Annotated in this window: 14 protein-coding genes and 1 pseudogene; 8 read left to right on the top strand and 7 right to left on the bottom strand. The window is 66.6% G+C overall.

What is annotated here, in order from left to right; all coding sequences use genetic code 11:
* Window positions 1-137: 137 nt before the first annotated feature.
* On the bottom strand, window positions 138-713 hold the full coding sequence (locus ACFWQC_RS03240) for an alpha-L-rhamnosidase C-terminal domain-containing protein (protein WP_378672988.1): 576 nt from the start codon (window positions 711-713) through the stop codon (window positions 138-140).
* Between the two features lie 14 nt (window positions 714-727).
* Entirely contained in the window at window positions 728-1,150 is a 423-nt protein-coding gene (locus tag ACFWQC_RS03235) for a hypothetical protein (protein ID WP_378672985.1), read from the bottom strand.
* 17 nt (window positions 1,151-1,167) lie between these two features.
* Between ACFWQC_RS03235 and ACFWQC_RS03230 the strand changes: the two are divergent.
* Window positions 1,168-1,248: pseudogene (locus ACFWQC_RS03230) on the top strand (TetR family transcriptional regulator); the annotation flags it as partial.
* A 12-nt stretch (window positions 1,249-1,260) separates the two neighbouring features.
* Window positions 1,261-1,671 (top strand): hypothetical protein, encoded by a 411-nt coding sequence (locus tag ACFWQC_RS03225; RefSeq protein ID WP_378673084.1) that lies wholly within the window; start codon window positions 1,261-1,263, stop codon window positions 1,669-1,671.
* A gap of 316 nt (window positions 1,672-1,987) precedes the next feature.
* On the opposite strand, the gene ACFWQC_RS03220 is transcribed toward ACFWQC_RS03225, so the two are convergent.
* Both ACFWQC_RS03220 and ACFWQC_RS03215 read right to left on the bottom strand, forming a co-directional pair.
* Window positions 1,988-5,653, bottom strand: coding sequence for a glycosyl hydrolase (locus ACFWQC_RS03220; protein WP_378672982.1), 3,666 nt, complete (start codon window positions 5,651-5,653; stop codon window positions 1,988-1,990).
* A gap of 351 nt (window positions 5,654-6,004) precedes the next feature.
* Window positions 6,005-6,613: a TetR family transcriptional regulator gene (locus ACFWQC_RS03215; RefSeq protein ID WP_378672979.1), complete on the bottom strand. Its 609-nt coding sequence runs from the start codon at window positions 6,611-6,613 to the stop codon at window positions 6,005-6,007.
* Window positions 6,614-6,699: 86 nt separating this feature from the next.
* On the opposite strand from ACFWQC_RS03215, the gene ACFWQC_RS03210 reads away from it, so the two are divergent.
* The 6 genes from ACFWQC_RS03210 (at window position 6,700) to ACFWQC_RS03185 (ending at window position 13,091) form a co-directional block, all read left to right on the top strand.
* Entirely contained in the window at window positions 6,700-7,671 is a 972-nt protein-coding gene (locus tag ACFWQC_RS03210) for an NADPH:quinone oxidoreductase family protein (protein WP_378672976.1), read from the top strand.
* Between the two features lie 64 nt (window positions 7,672-7,735).
* A complete protein-coding gene (locus ACFWQC_RS03205; RefSeq protein ID WP_378672973.1) occupies window positions 7,736-9,259 on the top strand; it encodes an AMP-binding protein in 1,524 nt (507 codons plus the stop codon).
* A 38-nt stretch (window positions 9,260-9,297) separates the two neighbouring features.
* A complete protein-coding gene (locus ACFWQC_RS03200; RefSeq protein ID WP_378672970.1) occupies window positions 9,298-9,810 on the top strand; it encodes an SRPBCC family protein in 513 nt (170 codons plus the stop codon).
* A complete protein-coding gene (locus ACFWQC_RS03195; RefSeq protein ID WP_378672967.1) occupies window positions 9,807-11,351 on the top strand; it encodes a GMC family oxidoreductase in 1,545 nt (514 codons plus the stop codon). The genes ACFWQC_RS03200 and ACFWQC_RS03195 overlap by 4 nt, the downstream gene beginning before the upstream one ends.
* Window positions 11,348-12,889 (top strand): aldehyde dehydrogenase family protein, encoded by a 1,542-nt coding sequence (locus ACFWQC_RS03190; RefSeq protein ID WP_378672964.1) that lies wholly within the window; start codon window positions 11,348-11,350, stop codon window positions 12,887-12,889. Before ACFWQC_RS03195 ends, ACFWQC_RS03190 begins: the two co-directional genes overlap by 4 nt.
* A gap of 10 nt (window positions 12,890-12,899) precedes the next feature.
* Entirely contained in the window at window positions 12,900-13,091 is a 192-nt protein-coding gene (locus ACFWQC_RS03185) for a 4-hydroxyphenylacetate 3-hydroxylase C-terminal domain-containing protein (RefSeq protein ID WP_378672961.1), read from the top strand.
* A 43-nt stretch (window positions 13,092-13,134) separates the two neighbouring features.
* Here ACFWQC_RS03185 and ACFWQC_RS03180 read toward each other — a convergent pair whose 3' ends face one another.
* The 3 genes from ACFWQC_RS03180 to ACFWQC_RS03170 all read right to left on the bottom strand — a co-directional run bounded on the left by ACFWQC_RS03180 (window position 13,135) and on the right by ACFWQC_RS03170 (window position 19,167).
* On the bottom strand, window positions 13,135-15,387 hold the full coding sequence (locus ACFWQC_RS03180) for a glycoside hydrolase family 3 C-terminal domain-containing protein (protein ID WP_378672958.1): 2,253 nt from the start codon (window positions 15,385-15,387) through the stop codon (window positions 13,135-13,137).
* Between the two features lie 64 nt (window positions 15,388-15,451).
* Window positions 15,452-17,956, bottom strand: a complete 2,505-nt coding sequence (locus ACFWQC_RS03175) for a glycoside hydrolase family 78 protein (protein ID WP_378672955.1) — start codon at window positions 17,954-17,956, stop codon at window positions 15,452-15,454.
* Complete coding sequence (locus ACFWQC_RS03170; RefSeq protein ID WP_378672952.1) at window positions 17,953-19,167, bottom strand: MFS transporter; 1,215 nt, start codon at window positions 19,165-19,167, stop codon at window positions 17,953-17,955. The genes ACFWQC_RS03175 and ACFWQC_RS03170 overlap by 4 nt, the downstream gene beginning before the upstream one ends.
* Between the last annotated feature and the right edge of the window lie 5 nt (window positions 19,168-19,172).

Genomic DNA, 19,172 nt, shown 5'->3' with positions numbered 1-19,172 from the left:
GCCCGCGGCCCCCCCCCCCCCCCCCGGGGGGCGGGGCCCCCCCCCCCCCCCCCGGGGCACGGGGCGGGGTCCCCCCGTGTGGGTCCGGCGGCCCCCCCCCCCCCCCCTCCGGGGTGGGCCCCCCCCCCTCCACTGCGCTAGCTGGCCGGAGCCGCCCACCTGCCGTCGGCCGCGACGGTCACCTCGTCGCCGTCGACGGTGAACTCGTAGCCTCCGGCCGCCAGCGTGAACTCCGCGACCACGAGCCCGTTCCGCTCGCCCATCGCTTCGAAGGTGACGCCCGGCATCTCCTCGAAGTCCCCGATCTCGTCCTCGACCGGGAGGTAGAGCTTCGCGGTGGTGTTGGCGGGCACGGTGGCCGCATATGAGGTGAGGACGCCGTCCTCGGCCTTCCACGCCGACTCAATGGTGCCGTGGTGGGACTCGTAGCTGCCCTCGAGAGCGGTGAACGTCCCGCCGGGAACGGGCTGGAGGACGAACTCCTTGTAGCCCTTCGCGCCGTCAGAGGTGATGCCGAGCTGGTACTCGTACATCCACTGCGGGGAGGCGCCGAGGGCGAAGTGGTTCTGCGAGTTCATCGCGCTCTGGCCACCCTGGCCAAGGGCCCGCTCATAGGAGTTCCACAGCTCCCACATCGACGTCGCGCCCAGGGTGACTGGGTAGAGCCAGCTGGCGAACTGGTCGTTGCTGAACAGCTTGTAGGCCGCCTCCACCTCACCGTTCTTGGTCAGCGCCGGGAGGATGTTCGGGTCCCGTTGAAACCGGTCGTCAGCGTGTAGGGCTTGTTGCTGGCCTGACCGCCGGAGAAGAACCCGGTGCCCGGCCGGGGTCCAGCCCCGTCGTTGCTCTGAGCCGGGTCCGCCACCAGTTCCGCGAGGCGCTTCGTAGCGAACTCCTGGTAGCTCAGCCCCGCGCTCTCGCCGGCTCGGACCTTCATCTCCGTGCTGAACAGTCCGAGGTTGAGAGGCGTCGCGTACGAGGCCTGCGAATCCTGCAAAGTCCGGCCGGCGACCAGGTTGTCGCCCGGAGTGGCATTGAAGGTGTAGCCGGTCTGCGGGTCGACGTAGAGCCGGTTGAAGCTCTCCTTGCCCTGCGCGAAGCGCTGCCCGAGCGACTCGGCGTAGGCATCCTCCCCGATGACCCTGGCCATCTTCGACCGGCTACCACGGGGCTACGCTTCGATCGATCGCCGAACTGGCCGACATGAGTGTGCCCGGCGTGTATCACCACTACGCCAGCAAGCAACACCTGCTCGTCCGGATGCTCGACATCACGATGGCCGACCTGAACTGGCGCGTCGAACAGGCACGGGACGAAGGCGACGACCCGCTGATGCGTGTCGCGCTCATCGTAGAAGCACTCGCGCTGTATCACGCCTGCCGCAGCGACCTCGCCTTCATCGGCGCAAGCGAGATGCGCAGCCTCGAGCCCGACAACTACCGCCGGATCGCCAACCTACGCAACCACGTCCAGGAACTGCTGGACGAGCAGATCGCGGCGGCCATCGCCGTCGGCGGCCTCAAGGTCACCCACGCACGCGACGCCGGCAAAGCGATCACCACGATGTGCACCGGGCTGGTGACGTGGTTCCACGCCGATGGAACCATCTCCCCCACGCAGATCTCCAGGGAGTACGCAGGGTTCGCGATGCGCATGCTGGGTGCCGACTGAACCGAGCAGACTCTGGGACGCACCGGAGGTCGAAGGCCACCGCGAGATCGGCGCCCAACTCATCGAAGGCACCAGTTCACCACTGGCGTGAGCCTCCTGGGTCGGCGGCCACCAGGACTTGATAAGCAGTCTGGCGCTGACTGCGCGCCGAAGTCTCCTCTGCTAGCCCGGCCCGGGGGCCGACCCCTCGCCCACGCCTGGCGGATCGGTCCGGTGCTCCACGGTCAAACCGCAAAGGTAGTCCCGCCGGGCTATGATCGCGACCGCCGACGTCCGATCCTGGGCCGGGAAGGCGACGGCGTACGCACTGAAACGTTCAAGGGCGCCGCCGGCCGATCGCGGGTACCTCTCCATAGGGGCGGAGCACGACTGGCCCCAGCAATCCGTAGTCCTGCAGGTTTGTGCCGTTGGCCGCGTTGTTGAGCGTCGAGGCAACGATCACCTGGATCTGGTTGGTTCCGCCCTTGAGGTAGGGGCCCAGGTCGATGTGGGAGCGGTCTTGCTGATTGACCGGCACCGGCTTGCCGTTGACGGTCAGCCTGGCGGAGTCGTTGGTGTTGCCGAGATCGAGATAGGCGCCGTATCCGCCGGTCCAGCCGTTCGCCGGGAGCTTGACGGTCGCGGTGTAGGCGCCGATTCCGGAGATCTGGTCCAGTGAGCCGTTGCTGACGAGGTCGCGCCATCCTGGGAGCTTGCCGTCATCGCGGGCTTTGACGTCGAAGGTCCCCTTATCGACCTTGACGGTGGTGCTGGCGTGCCCTGGTGCTGACTTGTCGGTGCCGGGCTCCCAGGACTCCAGACTCAGGGTCCAGTCGCTCAGCATCTGCGGCTGCGGGACGTTGCTGATCTCGGCCGCGGACTTCCCCCCGTCGGCCAGTGTCGCGGTGAGGGCGCGATTCGTCGCGGAGCGGAGCGTCACCGTCCCGTCCTCCGCCACATCCACTTTGTCGGCGTCAGTGTCGGTCACATGGTTCTTTGGAGAAGGTCCGCCGCTGAGGTTCTTCTTGCTGATTGCGATGACGGTGGCATCACGAGCACCGATCGTCACTGGCACCTCAACTGTGCCGGCATCCTCGCCCCCGCCGACCTCGTACTCCCCCAGCGGGGCGATCGTGCCCTTCCACTGATCGAGCACGTAGGGGCGGCCGGCACCCCGGAGGGTCCAGGTGTCGCTCACCTCGGCGTCGCTGTTGTTATAGAGGTAGTAGTAGTCGACCCCCGGCGCCGAGCGGCGGACATTGAGCGTGGTGCTGGGTGTGTCCTTGCCCGCGGTCGGAGTCACGCCGATCTCGGCCAGGGCCGCCGGGGCAGCTGCCTCGTCGACCACCTGGACGGCGTTGTCACCCTCAGAGATGGCGGCCGCGATCCGGGCAGAGGCACGCTTGACGGTGCGATCCTGCGATCCGGCGGGGTCGTGTCCCGGGGACCGCGCGGGCAGGTCCCCGATGACCAGGAGCGGCAGCCCATCCTCGACCAGGTCCGCGATCCGGCGGATCGCGTCCGGCCTGATGGTCGCCTGGTTGTTTAGCACCAAGGCCTGGTACGCCGAGCGATCCGGGAAAAGTCGATGTCCGTCCCAGAGTCGCAGCGAATCGGAGGTCAGGTAGGCGGGGCTGAGGAACTCGGTGGTGAGACCAGCTATGTTCAGCGGACCATCTGCCTTGATGCCGGGGGCTTCGGGGCCCTGGAAGATACCGGCACCGAAGCTCTGATTGACGACGGCCAGATCGTAGCGCGGTTTGCCCTGACGGAGGACGAGGCTGAGACGAGCCACAGCGTCGTTGATGTCCTTGACGCCGCCGGCACCCCATACCGGCATCCGGGGGCCGAATGCCTCCGAGAAGGAGCTGGTGCCGCCCTCGGGGCTCCACGCGTGGTAGCCCGGCCAGGCGGCGACGGGCGAGGTCTTGTAGTCGAATCCATGCCAGATGGTTTGGTTCACACCGCCGGCATAGGACTGGAGAATCTGCCGCATGGGCGAGGTCGGGTCGGTCAGCTGGGCCCGGTACGTCTGGCCACCGGATGCGCAGCACTCGTTGGAAACGGTGTCGGTGCCGGACATGTGGGCGCCGCTGGCCACGATGGAGTAGGTGTTGACGTCGTCATTGAATCCCAGTGCCTCGGCCTCAGGGATCGACACGAGGCCAGAGAGCTCGGATGTGTCGATGGGGAAGCTGCCGTAGGCCTGGAAGCGTCCGCCGAGCCCGTTCTTGGCTGCCCATTGCTGGATCTTGGAGACGAATCTGTCGGCGAACAGGTCGGACCACGTCTGTCGGTAGTCCTCCCGGATCCGTTCGACGTCTGCGCCGACGATGTCGAACTGGTTGCCCGGCTCGATGGGGTATCCGGTGAAGTAGCCGTCGTACGGGCCTGAGGTGGGTCGCGCTGCGACGGTTGTGCCGGACAGTGCCGGTAGATAGGGCGTCAGGTCATAGCCCCGGCGGGCCTGCCACTCGTCGAGGAAGTCTGAGGTCCACTTCGGGGTGAAGGGCATCTCGAGGGAGTCCTCGAAGAGGGTCTGCAGGCCGCCCTTGTTCTTCCTGATCGAGGCGCGCAACTGGGGCGTCAGGACCTCCTCGTCCCAGTGCTCGATGAGGGCATCGGCGCCGGTAGAGCTGAGATGGTCGACCGCATAGTCGAAGCCGTACGGCGAGAAGGAACCCTTCATGAACGGACCGTCGTTGACCATCTGCTGGACGTAGACGACCCACGTGCCGCTGGTACGCCATGACGTGTCATCGATGGCACCGTCGGCAGCGTCGGCGGTGAGGTCCACGACGGAGGAGGCAAGGATCTTCTTGGGGGCCTCGGCGCACGTTGCCACGCACCGGTAGGCCAGGGCTGCCGTGAGGGTCTTGTCAGCCTTGGCGCTGACGGGAGTCGTCAGACCCCGGTCAGCCGTGAGCGGGTCGGCGATGCCGATCCCGTCCCCTTGCGGCCCGTCGACCACCACGTCTTCGGTGGGTCGGTGGTTCTTGGTCAGCGGAGTGACGTTGACTCCCTCGCCGATGTCGCGGGCGCTGGTTCCTGCGGTCACCGCGCTGGTGAGAGCGGGCTCGAAGGAGATCTGGTTCGCGACTCCGTCGACGCCCTTCGCGGTGACCTTCACGATCTGGCCTTTGTCTGGCGCACCGAGGAGTGCGTAGCGGCCCGCGGCGAAGCTGGAGGCGTTGGCGAGGACGGCGGTGGTCGCGCCCTCGGTGGCGGACTGGCTGACTCTGCTGGCTCCCGAAGCCGGGGCGCGGCCGATACTGCGGACGGTGACCTTCTCTGCCGCGTCGCCGGAGCCGATGGTGATGACCTGGCCCGGGTTGAACGGGGAGTACACGGCGCCCGGGCCGTCCTGGCCCGCGCCGCCGGCGAGCGCGCTGACGAAGATACGGCTTTCACCGGACTTCGCGGCTGCGACGGTGCGGCCACAACCCCAGGTGCCGTCACCGACTGAGGTGACCGTGGTGGTCTGGGCAGACTGGCCGGTCCCGATGGTGATCGTGTCGCCGGCGCTGAGGGCACGGGTGATGACCGGCTGAATGCGCTTGTCCCCGGCGGAGGCTGGGGCGCACAGCGCCGTGGTCATCGAGACGTCCATCGTCGGCGGCACCGCGCCGTCGAACGCCGCACTGTCAGCCAGGATCGTGTAGCCGGAGACGAGCCGTTTGCTGCCGGACTCAGCGTTGAGACCACCGGGCGTCGGCACACTGACTGCGTCTGAGCCGAGCCCCGACATGGTGTCATCGAGGACGAAGTCTTCCTCGGCAGCGGTCGCGTACATCGTCGCGAGCCTGTCCTTCCACGCCTCGCTCATCCAGCCGCTCTGGATAAGACCCTGGCCGGTCCCCTGGGCTCCGCCGGGGTTGAGGAAGGGTGAGATCTCGGCACCACCGGCACCAGCCGCCTTCATAGCGCGGATCTCGTCGGAGAGCTCCTGCGGATCTGTTCCCGCACGTGGCATCCACCATCGGTACTTGGGCCGCACGGCCATCGGCGGGTCCGCAAAGGTCCGAGCCGTGAGACCAGGCGTCTGCGTCGACTTCACCGACTGCACCGAAGGCGCTTCCGGGGGCAGCGCAGAGGAGGCAAACGGAGCGGTCAAACCGGCTCCCAACAGCGCGCCAGCCGCGACCAGCGGGGTCACGAAGCGAAACGGTCGTCGAACGCTCATCCGAGCCTCTTTCATCGATCAGGCAAGTGAAACGATTCAGTATGCCGAGGCTCCTACGCTATGACGACCGTCACATCGCAGGCAATAGGGCAACCGTGGTCATGTCCAGATCCGGCCACGTCCTTTGCAGAACGGATGCCGGTCGAGTCACGAGCGTCTACACCAAGCGTGTCAGCCAGGGATGTCGAGGCTGTTCGGGGACATCGCGGCGAACGCCCGATCGAAGACGTCGGCCAAGGCCGCCTCTCCCCCGTCCGACTGCCATTCACGGCCGCCCGCGACGAACGCGCCCATGCTGGCGGCCGAGACAACCGACGCGTACAGCCGGTGCTCGTCGGAGAGACCGAGGCGACGCGAGATCAGGATGGCGAGGCTTGCGCGCCACTGATCGACCGTTGCCAGATACGCCGCGCGCAGGCCCGGAGTCTCCTCGACGAGCCGGATGATCTCGAGGGCACGAGCGCGGTTCTCCTCGCTCCAGTCGACGAAGGGATCCATGCAGTGCCGAAGAGCGGTCCAGACATCCTCGTCGGCCGGCCGTGCGATGAAGACCTTGGAGCCGGCCTCCGCGAGTCCGTCCAGCAGGGACACGACGAGGGCTTCCTTGCCCTTGAAGTAACGGAAGAAGCTGCGGCGAGACATGCCTGTGGCGGCGCAGATCTGGTCGACCGTGGTGGCGTCGAAGCCGTTGTCGACGAAGAGGGCCATCGCGGTCGTGGCGACCTCACGCCGTGCTTGCTCCTTCATCCGCTGTTGGAGCGTGCCCGCCTTCGGTGTCATGGAACGACCCTAGCCAGATCGACGACAGATCCGAAACCGAGTGCTAACGTGGCACCAAGTGCCATTCCGACATCGAAAGGCGGAAGATGCGAGCTCTCGTGTGCAAGGGTCGCGGCTTCGATGATCTCGCGGTGGTCGATACACCGGCCCCGCGGGCCGGCCCGGGCCAGGTCGTCGTCAGCGTGCAAGCCGCCACGGTCGACTTCGCCGACACGCTGATCGCGACGGGGAAGTATCAGATCCAGGTCCCTACCCCGTTCACGCCCGGCAACAACATCGCGGGCGAGGTCGTCGAGGTCGGCGCGGGCGTCTCCCGGTTTCAGATTGGTGATCGAGTCCACGGCATGGCCTTCGTCGGGGGATTCGCCCAGCGGGTCGCACTCCTGGAGACGCAGCTGCGACCCACGCCGGACGACCTACCTGCGGATCTCGCGTGCCTGACCGGTGCCCCCTATCGGACCGCCTACGACGCCCTGGTCTCCGCCGCTCGTGTCCAAGCAGGCGAGAGCGTCGTGGTTCTTGGTGCCTCCGGAGCAGTGGGCAGTGCTGCGGTGATGATCGCCAAGGCGCTCGGGGCACGCGTCATCGCCTGCGCCTCCACGACGGACAAGCTCGACTTCACCTCCGAGATCGGCGCGGACGAGGTCATCCTGACCGCGACACCGGATTTCAAGGACCGCCTCAAGACACTGTGTCCGGGCGGGGTCGACGTCGTCCTCGACATGGTCGGCGGCGAGCTCTCGGAGCCGGCGTTGCGCGCCGTCGGCTATGGCGGACGGTTCGTGGTCGTCGGGTTCGCCAGTGGCGCCCCGGCGCGTATCCCTCTGAACCTACCCCTGCTCAAGGGCTCGAAGGTGTTGGGCTACGAGATCGCGTCCTTCGAACGCGAGGAGAGCCTCGCCGCACACGCGAACCGGGACGCATTGGAGCGGCTGATCGCATCCGGCCGCGTCCGCCCTCCGATCACGGCGCGGTTCGATCTGGAACAGGGCGTCGAGGCACTCAGACACGTCGCCGGGCGAGCCAAGCACGGCATCGCCGTCATGGAGATGGGATGAGCGCCGAGCTCGCCCTGCCACGTCAGAACTGAAGTATCCATCCGCCGTCACCAGCGAGGAAGCCATGTCTCTCACCCGTTCACTGCACCGTGGTGTGCAACAGCATCCCGACCGCATCTACAGCATCTTCCGAGACCGCACCCACACCTACCGGGAGATGCAGGACCGAGTCAGCCGGATCGCAGGCGGTCTCAAGGGCTTGGGTCTCGAGCCCGAAGGCCGGGTGGCGATCCTGGCGGTGAACTCCGACACCTACCTGCAGGTCGTGCTCGCCATCGGTTGGGCCGACGGCATCGTGGTCCCGGTCAACACACGGTGGACCGTGGCAGAGATCGTGGACTCGCTGGTCGAGGCCGAGGTCTCTGTGCTGATCGTCGATGACCACTTCGCGTCAGCCGGGACGGCGATCAAGGCACATGTGCCGAGCATCGCTCACCTCATCCATGCCGGTGAGACCGCAAACCCGGACGCCAGCGCCTCCGTGTCCGAGCTCGCGGTGAACGAGGCGCCGATCGCAGACGCCCACCGCAGCGGTGAGCAGCCGATGGGCATCTTCTATACCGGCGGCACCACGGGCCGTTCCCGCGGTGTGGTCCTGTCCAACCGAGCGCTGACCGGGGCAGCTCTCGGCGCACTGGCAACCGCGCCGTTCGAGCAGGAAGACGCCTGCCTGGTCACCGCGCCCCTGTTCCATCTCGCGCAGTTCTCAGCCTGGTTCACCGGCACGCAGATCGGCGCGACCCAGGTGATCACCGCGGCTTTCGACCCCGTCGAGGTGATGCGGGTGATCGACAAGCATCAGGTTCGACGTGCCGTCCTGGTCCCGACGATGCTGCACGTGCTGCTCACCCATCCGGAGTCCGCCAACTTCGAGCTCGACTCGCTTCGTACCATCGTGTACGGCGGGTCCAGCATCTCGCAGGTCACCCTCGCGATGGCCCGCTCCCGGCTGCCCGAGGTGAAGTTCCTCCAGATCTACGGAATGACCGAGATGGCAGCCACGGTCACCGCCCTCCAGCCCGAAGACCACGCCGACCCCGAGCTCACCACCTCGGCCGGCCGAGCAGGGGTGCACTGTGAGATCAAGATCGTGGACCCGAACACCGGCCACGACGTCAACGACGCAAGGGTCGGAGAGATCCTGGTACGCGGTGAGGGACTGATGAGCGAGTACTGGCGCCGGCCGTCGGAGACCGCCGAGGTCATGCGCGGCGGTTGGCTCCGCACGGGAGACGCGGGCTGGATCGACGACGCCGGGTATCTGTATGTCGTCGACCGGGTCAAGGACATGATCGTCAGCGGCGGCGAGAACGTCTACTCGGTCGAGGTCGAGAACGTCGTCGCAAGCCATCCGGCCGTATCCCAGTGCGCGATCATCGGCACCCCGGACGAGGTCTGGGGTGAACGTGTCCACGCGGTCGTGGTGCTCCACGACGGCGCCCACCTCGACCTCGCCGAGCTCGACGCCCACTGTCGGGACCGGATCGCCGGGTATAAGTGCCCGCGCGGCCTGTCGGTGGTCGAGGCACTTCCCGTCTCGGGCGTCGGGAAGGTGCTCAAGCGCCAGCTCCGCGGCGCACTGGCCTGACGACCCCGACCCGAGCCCGCGGCAGAAGAGGACCCGACATGAACAAGGCATTGAAGCAAGGCGAGACGGTCGCGGCATCCGCTGTCGTACGCGCAGATCCTCAGCGCGCCTACGACGTGATCTCAGACGTACGCCGCATCCCCGAGTGGAGCCCGGAGTGCATCCGCGTCGAGCGGTTGGACGACGTACGCTTCCGTGGTCACAACCGGCGTCGCTCCGGACGATGGACCACGACGGCTCGCATCGTCGCGGCCGATCCCGGCAGAGAGTTCGGATTCGTCGTCGGCCTGGTCGGCCGTGACTTCACGCGGTGGACCTATCGACTCGAGCCTCATCCGGACGGTTGCCAGGTGATCGAGGAAATCGAGATGTGCATGGATCTCCCGTTCCTGGCGCTCCTCTTCGAGCGGGTCGCCCTGCGGGTCAAGGACCGTCGCACTGACCTGAAGGGCAACTTGGACTCGTCGTTGCGCAGGCTGCGAACCATCATCGAGGCTGAGCACGACACCGGTTCCGGAACAGACTCGCCCGCTCCTCGGGAGACCGAATGAACCGCCCGCAGGAGGCCGACTACATCGTCGTCGGCGGCGGTTCGGCAGGTGCAATCGTCGCCGGCCGGTTGGCATCGGCTGATGCGTCCGTCGTGCTCATCGAGGCCGGCGGCAGCGACCGTCGTCCTGACGTGTCGGTGCCCGTCGGAATCATCAGCACCTTCCGCACCGCCAACTGGCGCTATCCGACGGCGCCGGACGACAGCAAGACCGGCGCCGCAAGCGCGTTCGCGGGTGGACGGATCATCGGCGGCAGCGGCTCCATCAACGCCATGGTCTACGTCCGCGGGCGCGCCTCCGACTACGACGGGTGGGCGGCTGGCGGCGCCACCGGCTGGTCCTACAAGGACGTCCTCCCGCACTTCAAGTCGCTCGAGACCTGGGTCGGCGGCGCGGATGAGTACCGCGGTGCGACGGGTCCGATCTCCGTCGAATGGTGTGGGCACGATCATGAGCTCGATGACGCCTTCATCGAGTCCGCTGTGCAGGCAGGCCACCGGCTCAACCCTGACCAGAACGGCGAGACCCAGCTCGGGGCGGCTCACGCCCAGATGAACCAGCAGCGGGGACGGCGACTCTCCTCAGCTCGCGGCTTCCTGCGCGGCCTCCCCCGCGATCGACGCGTCCGCATCCTGACCGGGACCGTCGCTACGCGACTCATCATCGAAGGACGACGAGTTGTCGGCGTCGAGGCGGGTGGTCAGATCCTGCGTGCCCGCGAGGAGGTGATCCTCAGCGCCGGCGCTATCGGCAGCCCGGCGCTCCTGATGCGCTCTGGGATCGGGCCCGGCGGTTCGACGTTGGACATGCCAGGCGTGGGCGAGAACTTCCAGGATCACCTGCTGGTGTCACAGCAGTGGGAGTCGCGTGTTCCCACCCTGAACACCCTGGGGCCGGTCCGGGCCGCAAAAGCGGTCGGTCAATATCTGGCCACCGGAACCGGCGCGCTGACGTCGGCACCCTTCGAGGCCCAGCTCTTCACCGACGACTTCCAGATCGCGATCACACCGAGCCATTACACCCTCGACGCGGTCAGAGGCCGCGCAACCCTGGAACGCGAAGATGCGTACACCATCTTCTGCGCATTGCTCCATCCCGAAGCGCGCGGCCGTGTGCGGCTCCGGGACGGACGACCAGAGGTACAACATTCGCGACTGGGCAACGAGAGCGACGTCCGCAAGCTCCTCGGGGGGGCACAGACAGTCGGCGACCTCGTTCGGTCCAAGGATCTGAGCGCCCTCACCGGCGCGAGCCTGAACGGCGATGGCCCCCGAGACCGAGACTGGCTGCGCACGGTCGAGACGAGCATCTACCACGCGGTTGGCACCTGTCGGATGGGCGAGGACGACCTGGCCGTGGTGGACCCGGAGCTGCGTCTCCGCGGTCTCGAAGGTCTCCGGGTCGTGGACGCCTCCGTGATGCCGACACTCACCTCCGGCAATCCGAACGCCCCCACGATGATGATCGCGCACAGAGCGGCCGATCTGATTCTCCACGGGCTTCCCTCCTCGACGAACCACCAAGGAGATTCCCGCCCATGACCACCACGGAAGCCTCCTCCTCCAGACGAGTCGCCCCGCCTCGACCGCTGCACCGCGACGCCCAGGACCTGGGTCTGCAGGAGATCCTCGACCTGCAACGAGCCGCCGTCCTTCGTGACGGCATTCCGAGCGCTGCCGTACGTCAGGATCGGATCGCACGCCTTCAACAGCTGCTCGTGGACAACGTCGATGAACTGGCCGAAGCGCTTCGCGCCGACTTCGGGAGTCGGGCCTTCGACCTCTCCCTGTCCACCGACCTCGTCGTCACCGCCAAGTCGCTCTCGCACGATCGATCTCACGTCGCCGAGTGGATGCGTCCCCGACGCACCGGAAACCCGCTCACCCGACCCGTCTTCCGCGGAGAGGTCCACCCTGTCCCGAAGGGTGTAGTCGGAGTGCTCGGCCCCTGGAACTTCCCGTTGAACCTCGTGGTCCTGCCCGCCGGCGCCGCCTTCGCCGCCGGGAACCGGGTGATGATCCGCCCCTCTGAGATCACGGGTCGAACCACCGCCGCGTTCGCGCGCCTCGCCGGCGACTACTTCGACGTCGAGGAGCTGGCGGTGATCACCGAGGTCCACGGTGACGGCGCGGACTTCGCCGGTCTGCGCTTCGACCATCTCTTCTTCACCGGCTCACCACAGGTGGGCGCGCTGGTAGCCGAAGCGGCCGGGCGCAATCTGGTCCCGACCACGCTCGAGCTCGGCGGCAAGAACCCCGTCGTCGTCGACCGCTCCGCCGACATCGAGACCGCAGCCCGTCGCGTGGCGGCCGCGCGCATGGTCAACGGCGGGCAGGTCTGCCTGTGCCCCGACTACGTCTACGTCCCACGGCACCAGGCTGAACGGTTCACCGAGACGGTTCTCGACGAGTGGCGCTCCCGCTATCCGAGCATCACCCACAATGACGAGTTCACCTCGCTCATCGACGACCGCAACTACAACCGCGTCGTCGCGCTCATCGAGGACGCGGTTGCCCAGGGTGCCATCGGGCGATCCCATGTCCCTGAGACCGAGGGGCTGCCGGACCGCGCAAGTCGGAAGGTCCCGCCAACACTCCTCACCGGTGTCACACCGTCGATGCGCGTGGCGCAGGAAGAAGTCTTTGGACCCGTCCTCACAGTCTACGCCTACGACGAGCTCGACGAGCCCATCGACCACATCAACACCGAAGACAGTCCGCTGACCCTCTACTGGTTCGGCAGGCGCAACAAGACGTTCGCCAGTCTGGTCGCGCGCACCCGCAGCGGCTCGGTGAACGCCAACGACTTCGCCGCAAACCTGCTCAGCCCCGACCTCCCCTTCGGTGGCGTCGGCCGCAGCGGAACCGGCTACTACCACGGCCGCTACGGGTTCGACACCTTCTCCCACCTCCGCGCCATCGCCTTCTCGAGACTTCCCTTCAGCTTGGGCGGGTTGCTCAACCCGCCCTATACGAGCAGCAAGAAGCGCATCAACAGCGCGCAGCTACGCCAGCTGCGCCGATCACTCGGACGCTTGCGCAGCGTCTCGTACGGGGGCAGAGGAATGACCCGCCCCTGACGTACGCGTCGTGCTCGAGAAGTACTACGCCGCTGCTATCGGCGGCGAGGAACGCCTTCGTCTGGCGAACTTCGTCGCCGATCTGACTGCACGCGACTACGGCGGCTACCAGCGCGTGCTCGCTACCCATGCCGAAGGCTCGTTCGAGGCGGAGAAGCTGCAGATTCTGAGGTCCTTCGATGCCTCGTGCGCGGTGGCGTAGGAGCGATACCTCGCTGGTCTGGCCCCTCGCTCACGCGCGAGATCTAGTCAGTCGCGGATCTGACGGCCGCGAGAAGACCTGTGAGTGCTTCGTCGACGTCGAACACCGCGGCGTTCGACTGTTGCGCGAACCCGAGGATCGTGCGGAGAGGCATGGAGCCGAAGAGAGGCAGAAACTCCTCGTTGGTGAGTGCGTCGGCTTGCTGGCCGATCTCCGTCATCGCCTCCTGCAGCACATGCATGCCGACCGGGTGCGTCACCCATTCCGCGAGGGTCGAGTCCAGGTCAAGCGTGGCAGGTGGCGCGGGAACGTCGAGCGTGACGGTTTCGGTGAGCGGAAGCCGCCGGGAGTGCTGGCCCGCATGGATGGTGAATGCTCCAGGTTCCACCCTCCAGCCGGAGGGAGACCAGAAAGCGAACGCTCTTTCGTCGAGCTCGATGCGAACGACCTGTTGCTCCCCCGGGGCCAACCACACCTTGACGAAGCCCTTCAGCTCTCGCTCCGGACGACCGACGGATGCCTCTTCATCTGTGACGTAGACCTGGACGACTTCGGCGCCTCCGCGGTTGCCGGTGTTCCGCACCGTGACGTCGACAACTGCATACGGCGTGGTGGCGTCGGGCACCGCCACCGTCATGTCGGCGTGCTCGAACGTGGTGTAGCTGAGGCCGTAGCCGAACGGGACTGCGACCCCTTGCCCGGTCTTGTCGTACCAGCGATACCCGACGTAGAGCCCCTCGCCGTATCGAACGACTCCGTTCTCGCCCGGCCAGTTCACGTACGCGGGCGTGTGGGTCAGAGCCAGCGGAATCGTCTCTGCGAGACGACCTCCAGGCTGGGCGGCACCGAAGACGAGGTCGGCGGCCGCGGCTCCCGACGCCTGACCGGCCAGCCACATCTCGAGAACGGCGGGCGCGGTGCCGATGATCCCGTCAAGACTCACGATCCCGCCGTTGCTCAGGACGACGACGATGTTGGGGTTGACGCGTGCAATGGCGGCGAGCAGCGTTCGCTGTGTCTGCGGAATCAGGAGGTGCGTACGGTCAAAGCCTTCCGATTCATCCTTCGCCGGGAGGCCGAGGAACATCACGACCACACTCGACCGTCCCGCGAGCGCGACGGCTTCTTCGTGGAGGGCGTCGTCACCGGCGCCGTCGAACGTGAATCCGGCTGCGAAGTCGACCGTCCTGCTGGTCGCTTCACGGATCGCCGTCAGCGCGTCATCGAGGCGTGTGGGACTGACGTGTGAGCTCCCGGCTCCCTGATAGCGAGGGGTCTGCGCGAACTCCCCGATGACCGCGATCGACCCTCCGTCCGCGGCGGATAGAGGAAGGATGTCCTGCTCGTTGGCCAGTAGCACCGCGCCTTCCGCGGCGAGCCGACGCGCAAGTGCGTGGTGGGCGTCGGGGTCGACGGGCTGCGCAGGCTCGCGATCGACGAGAAGTCGATCGTGCACGGTGAGGATGCGCGACACCGCGTCGTCCAGCGCAGACTCGGGCAGCGTGCCCGAGGCGACTGCCGCGATGATCGCGCCGGGGCTGCGATCACTCGTGCTCGGCATCTCCAGATCGAGGCCGGCAGCGACAGCGGCGACGGGATCCACAACGGCACCCCAGTCGGAGACGACATACCCGCCGAACTCCCAGTCGTTGCGCAGGACGTCGGTGAGCAGCCAGGAGTTCTGCGACGCGTGAGTGCCGTTCACCCTGTTGTAGGAGCACATCACCGTGGCGGGAGCGGATTCACGGACGGTGCGTTCGAAGGCCGGGAAGTAGATCTCACGGAGCGTGCGCTCGTCGACCTGTGCATCGACCCGCATCCGGTCGGTCTCCTGGTTGTTCGCGGCGAAGTGCTTCACCGATGTGCCCACACCCTGCGACTGCACACCGCGCACGAACGCTGCGCCCATCACGCCTGCGTGGAACGGGTCCTCGGAGAAGTACTCGAAGTTGCGACCGCACAGTGGAGATCGTTTGATGTTCACACCCGGCCCGAGCAGCAGGTCGACACCGAGAGACCGACTCTCGCGTGCCAGGGCCACCCCCATCTCGGCGATCAGCTCGGGGTTCCAAGTCGATCCGGTTGAGCTCGCTGTGGGAAAGCACGTGGCCGGCTCGCTGGCGTTCAGGCCAACGTGGTCGGCGGCCTCGCGTTGCATCCGGACCCCGTGCGGGCCATCCGTCATGGTGACCGTAGGGATGCCGAGCCGCTCGACCGGACGTGTGGTCCAGAACGCGGCTCCGGAAACGAGTCCTGCCTTCTCCTCGAGTGTCATCTCTGCGACCAGCGCGTGCATGGGAACTCCTCTTGCCGACGTGACGTCAGCGTATTCGTGTGACGGGATCAAGCGTTCGGTTCTGTCAGGTGGCCGTCGAGGCCAGTGCGTCGGCGAGGTCGTTCTCCAGCTCGGGCGAGACCCCCGGGACGTACTGGAGCACGGCATTCAGTGACATGGCCGCGGCCTCGGGCGCCGACGGGTCGAGCGGAAGACCTGGGAAGTAGCGCTGCAGCACCTCGGAGACCGCTCCCCAGACTCTCCAGTCCTTTGTAAGGTCCCTGATGGGCGAGTCCATCGTCACTTGGGCGGTGGCCCCGTAACCGGCGGGCGCCGGATATCGCCACGAGTGCGATCCCTCGCCGGCGGTGTGCTCTGCGTTGTCCGACTTCAGCGGAAGCACGATCTCGGCTTCGACGCCGCTGGGAACGGTGACTTCGAGCGACACCTCTCCTCCCTCGATCTTCCAGGACACCTCGATTCGTCCTCGAACGGTGTCGTGCGCGGCGCGAGCCCAGGTGAGTCCGCCTCCTGGCTTCGGCGCGATGCGGACGCGCTCGTATCCGGGCTCGATCCGCGCCAGACCGCCGACGACCCGATGCAACCAGTCCGCAACGGCGCCCAAGGCGTAGTGGTTCAGGGAGGTCATCCCGGTGGCGTTGACGGTGCCGTCGGGAAGCACCGAGTCCCATCGCTCCCAGATGGTGGTGGCGCCCATCTTCACCGGGTAGAGGAACGAGGGACACTCCTCCTCCAGGAGAAGACGGTAGGCGGTGTCGATGTGTCCGGTGATGCTCAATGCGTCGGTGACGAGAGGAGTTCCGGCGAACCCGGTCGAGATGCGGTACCCGCGCTGCGAGACGATCTCCGAGAGTCGATCACCCGCCTTCTGCAGCTGGTCGGTGTCCAGGATGTCGAAGGTGATCGCGAGGGCGTACGCCGTGGCCGACTCGGTGACGAGGCGGCCGGAGGCGGTGACGTACTCGCGGCGGAAGGCACTGTGCACCCGGGTCGCGAGAGCGCTGAACTCAGCGGCATCGAGATGGTGGCCCAGCAGCCGCGCGGTAGCGGTCATCTCCCGAGTCGTCTTGCACAGGAATGCGGAGGCGACCAGGTGACGGTCGGTCTTCGCTGCGGCAGGATTGGCCGCGGGAGCGTCGGGATCGAGCCAGTCGCCGAACTGGAAGCCGGAGCTCCACAGATCTGCGTCATCGAGCAGCGCGGCCACCTGGCGAATGTGGGTGGTCATCGAGTCGTAGCTCGCCCGGAGAATGTCGAGGTCGCCGTACTCCTGGTAAAGCGTCCATGGAAGGCTGACGGCGACGTCGCTCCATAGTGCGGTCGGCGAAGACGGTTGAGACAGTGCGTCCGGCACCACCCAAGGCACGTGCCCCTTCTCCGACTGTTCGACCCGGAGGTCCTTCAGCCACGAGCCGAGTACGCCGCGAACGTCGTAGAGGTAGGCGGCTGTCGGTGCGAACGCGTTGATGTCGCCGGTCCAGCCCAATCGCTCGTCACGCTGCGGGCAGTCGGTGGGCACGCCGACGAAGTTGTCCCGCATCGACCAAACCACGTTCGAGTGGAGCTTCGTGACGAGCTCGTTGGATGTCTCGAACCATCCCGTACGCTCCATGTCGCTGTGGACGACGATGGCAGTGATCGCGTCGGATGTGAGGTCGCCGAGCCACCCGTCGATCTGTGCGTAGCGGAATCCGTGGAAGGTGAACCGTGGTTCCCACGTCTCGGGTCCGCCGCCCCGCAAGATATACCGGTCGGTGGCCTCCGCCGTGCGGTTCGTCTCTGTCTCCAGCTCTCTGTCGGGAGTGAGGATCTCCGCGTGGCGGATGGTGATCTCTCGACCCGACTCACCGCTGACGTTGAGACGCACCCAACCCGAGATGTTCTGGCCGAAGTCCACGATGGTCTTCCCGGACAGGCTGGTGAATGTCGCTACCGGGACGAGTTCCTCGATGCGGCGGATCGGAGGAGCGATCGGGGCCTGCAGGGTGTTCAGGTCCCAGTCGATCGGCTGGGCGGCAGACCACCTGCCATCATCGAAACCAGCCTCGCTCCATCCGTGCGGTTCAAGACGTGCGTCGTACGTCTCGCCGTCGTAGATGCTGTTGGCCAGCACCGCACCGGTGCCGACTCGGAAGCTCTCGTCCGTACCGATGATCACGACCCGGTCGCCGTAGTCCAGCTCGATCTGAAGGAACAACGCGGGCCGATCAGCATAGACGTGACGCTGCCACTCCCAACCGAGCCGTCCGACCGCCCAGCCCTCGCCGACGATCGCGCCGATGGCGTTCGCCCCTGGGTGGACGGTCGCTGTCACGTCAAGGGTCGTCACCGTCACCCGGTGGCGGTAAGAGGTCCAGCCGGGCGAAAGCATCTCGTCACCGACACGAGTGCCGTTCAGATATGGCTCGACGATCCCGAGCGCGGTCACATAGAGCGTGGCGCCGATGAGCCCCGCATCGGCGGTGAACTCGCGCCGAAAGTAGGGAGCCGGATTGTCCTGGCCATCCGGAGCGGCAATGAACCCACCTGCGGACCCGTCTGGCATACGTGTCGATGTGTCGGTGCTCATGCTGCCACCGCCTCTTTCTGGGCCTCGGTGTTGAACTCGTCATGTTGGTCGCGGGTGCGGAACACCTTCCAGCCGACTCCACAGCCGATCGCGAGAACCACGGCAAGGAACAGGTAGAAGAGGCGTGGGCTGAACGCCACGAGAAGCGGCGTCACGGTCGCCAACAGCGCGGCAGACAGGCGAGCTACCGTGATGATCGCGCCCTGAGCGGTGGTGCGCAGCAGAGTAGGGAACTGCTCCTGCGTCCAGATCTTCATGATCCCCTCGGACGCGAACGTGGTGCCCACGAGCCCGATGAGCCCAGCGATGATCGCTGTGACGAGGCTGATTCCAAAGACCACGTACACCAGTTGGGCGACCACCCAGCAGATGGAGCCCACCGCGAAGTAGGTGAGCCGCTTCGGAGAATCGGCGATCTTCATGAACCACAGGGCACCCACCACGCCCAGCGGAATGAAGGGCAGGCCGATCAAGGTCGCGGTCTGGAGGTCGACGCCGCCGACGTTCACCAGTAGGTAGGAGCCGAACTGACCTCCGGTGTTGGCAACCAGGTTCGTGAGCGCGTAGAAACCGAGAAGGCCGAGAAACGGGGCCCGGTACGAGCCACGCATCAGGTCCATGACCGATGCCCTGCCCGCCCGGACGGTCTGGATCCCTTGGCGGCGCTCGTCTCGCGCGATGAGCCATGTGGCCGACTCGGGGATGGTCAGCCGACCGATCAGGACGACGAGGGCAACAACGGCGATGTGCAGGAACAGGATCTGCGCGCCGAAGCGGCCCAGGCTCGCGACGCCGGCGCTCAAGAACGCGCAGACGATGATGCCGACGGCCCACAGGAGTTGGGTGAATCCGATCAACCGACCCCGGTTCTCATCGGATGCAGCCTCCGAGATCGTGGACAATGACACGGGCAGGTCCGCGCCTGTGGCGAAGCCCAGCACGAGCGCCGCGACGACGATCACCGGGAATGAGCCGGCAAGGGCCAGTGCTGCTGCCGCGCCGACGATGAGCACCATCGTGATGGTGAAGATCGGTCGACGACCGAATCGGTCGCCCAGGCGTCCACCGACGATGGCACCGCAAGCGATGCCGAGCGTGAGCCCGCCAGAGGCGAGGCCGATTTGGCCCGAGGTGAGTCCGATGGCCTCCTGGTAGAGGACCATGGCGGTTCCGAAGCTGACGATGGCGGCTGCGTCGATGTAGGACGCCATCCCTG

Origin of the sequence: Nocardioides sp. NPDC058538 (assembly GCF_042719275.1) — a bacterium.
In the GTDB taxonomy this organism is placed as follows: domain Bacteria; phylum Actinomycetota; class Actinomycetes; order Propionibacteriales; family Nocardioidaceae; genus Nocardioides.
Note: the sequence above shows the minus strand (reverse complement) of the source record. Positions and strands in the feature narration are given on the sequence as shown.

Excerpts from the sequence above, each read along its gene's own strand:
- ACFWQC_RS03235 (WP_378672985.1), bottom strand. The coding sequence starts at position 1,150 with ATGGCCAGGGTCATCGGGGAGGATGCCTACGCCGAGTCGCTCGGGCAG.
- ACFWQC_RS03225 (WP_378673084.1), top strand. The coding sequence starts at position 1,261 with ATGCTCGACATCACGATGGCCGACCTGAACTGGCGCGTCGAACAGGCA.
- ACFWQC_RS03220 (WP_378672982.1), bottom strand. The coding sequence starts at position 5,653 with ATGGCCGTGCGGCCCAAGTACCGATGGTGGATGCCACGTGCGGGAACA.
- ACFWQC_RS03215 (WP_378672979.1), bottom strand. The coding sequence starts at position 6,613 with ATGACACCGAAGGCGGGCACGCTCCAACAGCGGATGAAGGAGCAAGCA.
- ACFWQC_RS03210 (WP_378672976.1), top strand. The coding sequence starts at position 6,700 with ATGCGAGCTCTCGTGTGCAAGGGTCGCGGCTTCGATGATCTCGCGGTG.
- ACFWQC_RS03205 (WP_378672973.1), top strand. The coding sequence starts at position 7,736 with ATGTCTCTCACCCGTTCACTGCACCGTGGTGTGCAACAGCATCCCGAC.
- ACFWQC_RS03200 (WP_378672970.1), top strand. The coding sequence starts at position 9,298 with ATGAACAAGGCATTGAAGCAAGGCGAGACGGTCGCGGCATCCGCTGTC.
- ACFWQC_RS03195 (WP_378672967.1), top strand. The coding sequence starts at position 9,807 with ATGAACCGCCCGCAGGAGGCCGACTACATCGTCGTCGGCGGCGGTTCG.
- ACFWQC_RS03190 (WP_378672964.1), top strand. The coding sequence starts at position 11,348 with ATGACCACCACGGAAGCCTCCTCCTCCAGACGAGTCGCCCCGCCTCGA.
- ACFWQC_RS03180 (WP_378672958.1), bottom strand. The coding sequence starts at position 15,387 with ATGCACGCGCTGGTCGCAGAGATGACACTCGAGGAGAAGGCAGGACTC.
- ACFWQC_RS03175 (WP_378672955.1), bottom strand. The coding sequence starts at position 17,956 with ATGAGCACCGACACATCGACACGTATGCCAGACGGGTCCGCAGGTGGG.
- ACFWQC_RS03170 (WP_378672952.1), bottom strand. The coding sequence starts at position 19,167 with ATGGCGTCCTACATCGACGCAGCCGCCATCGTCAGCTTCGGAACCGCC.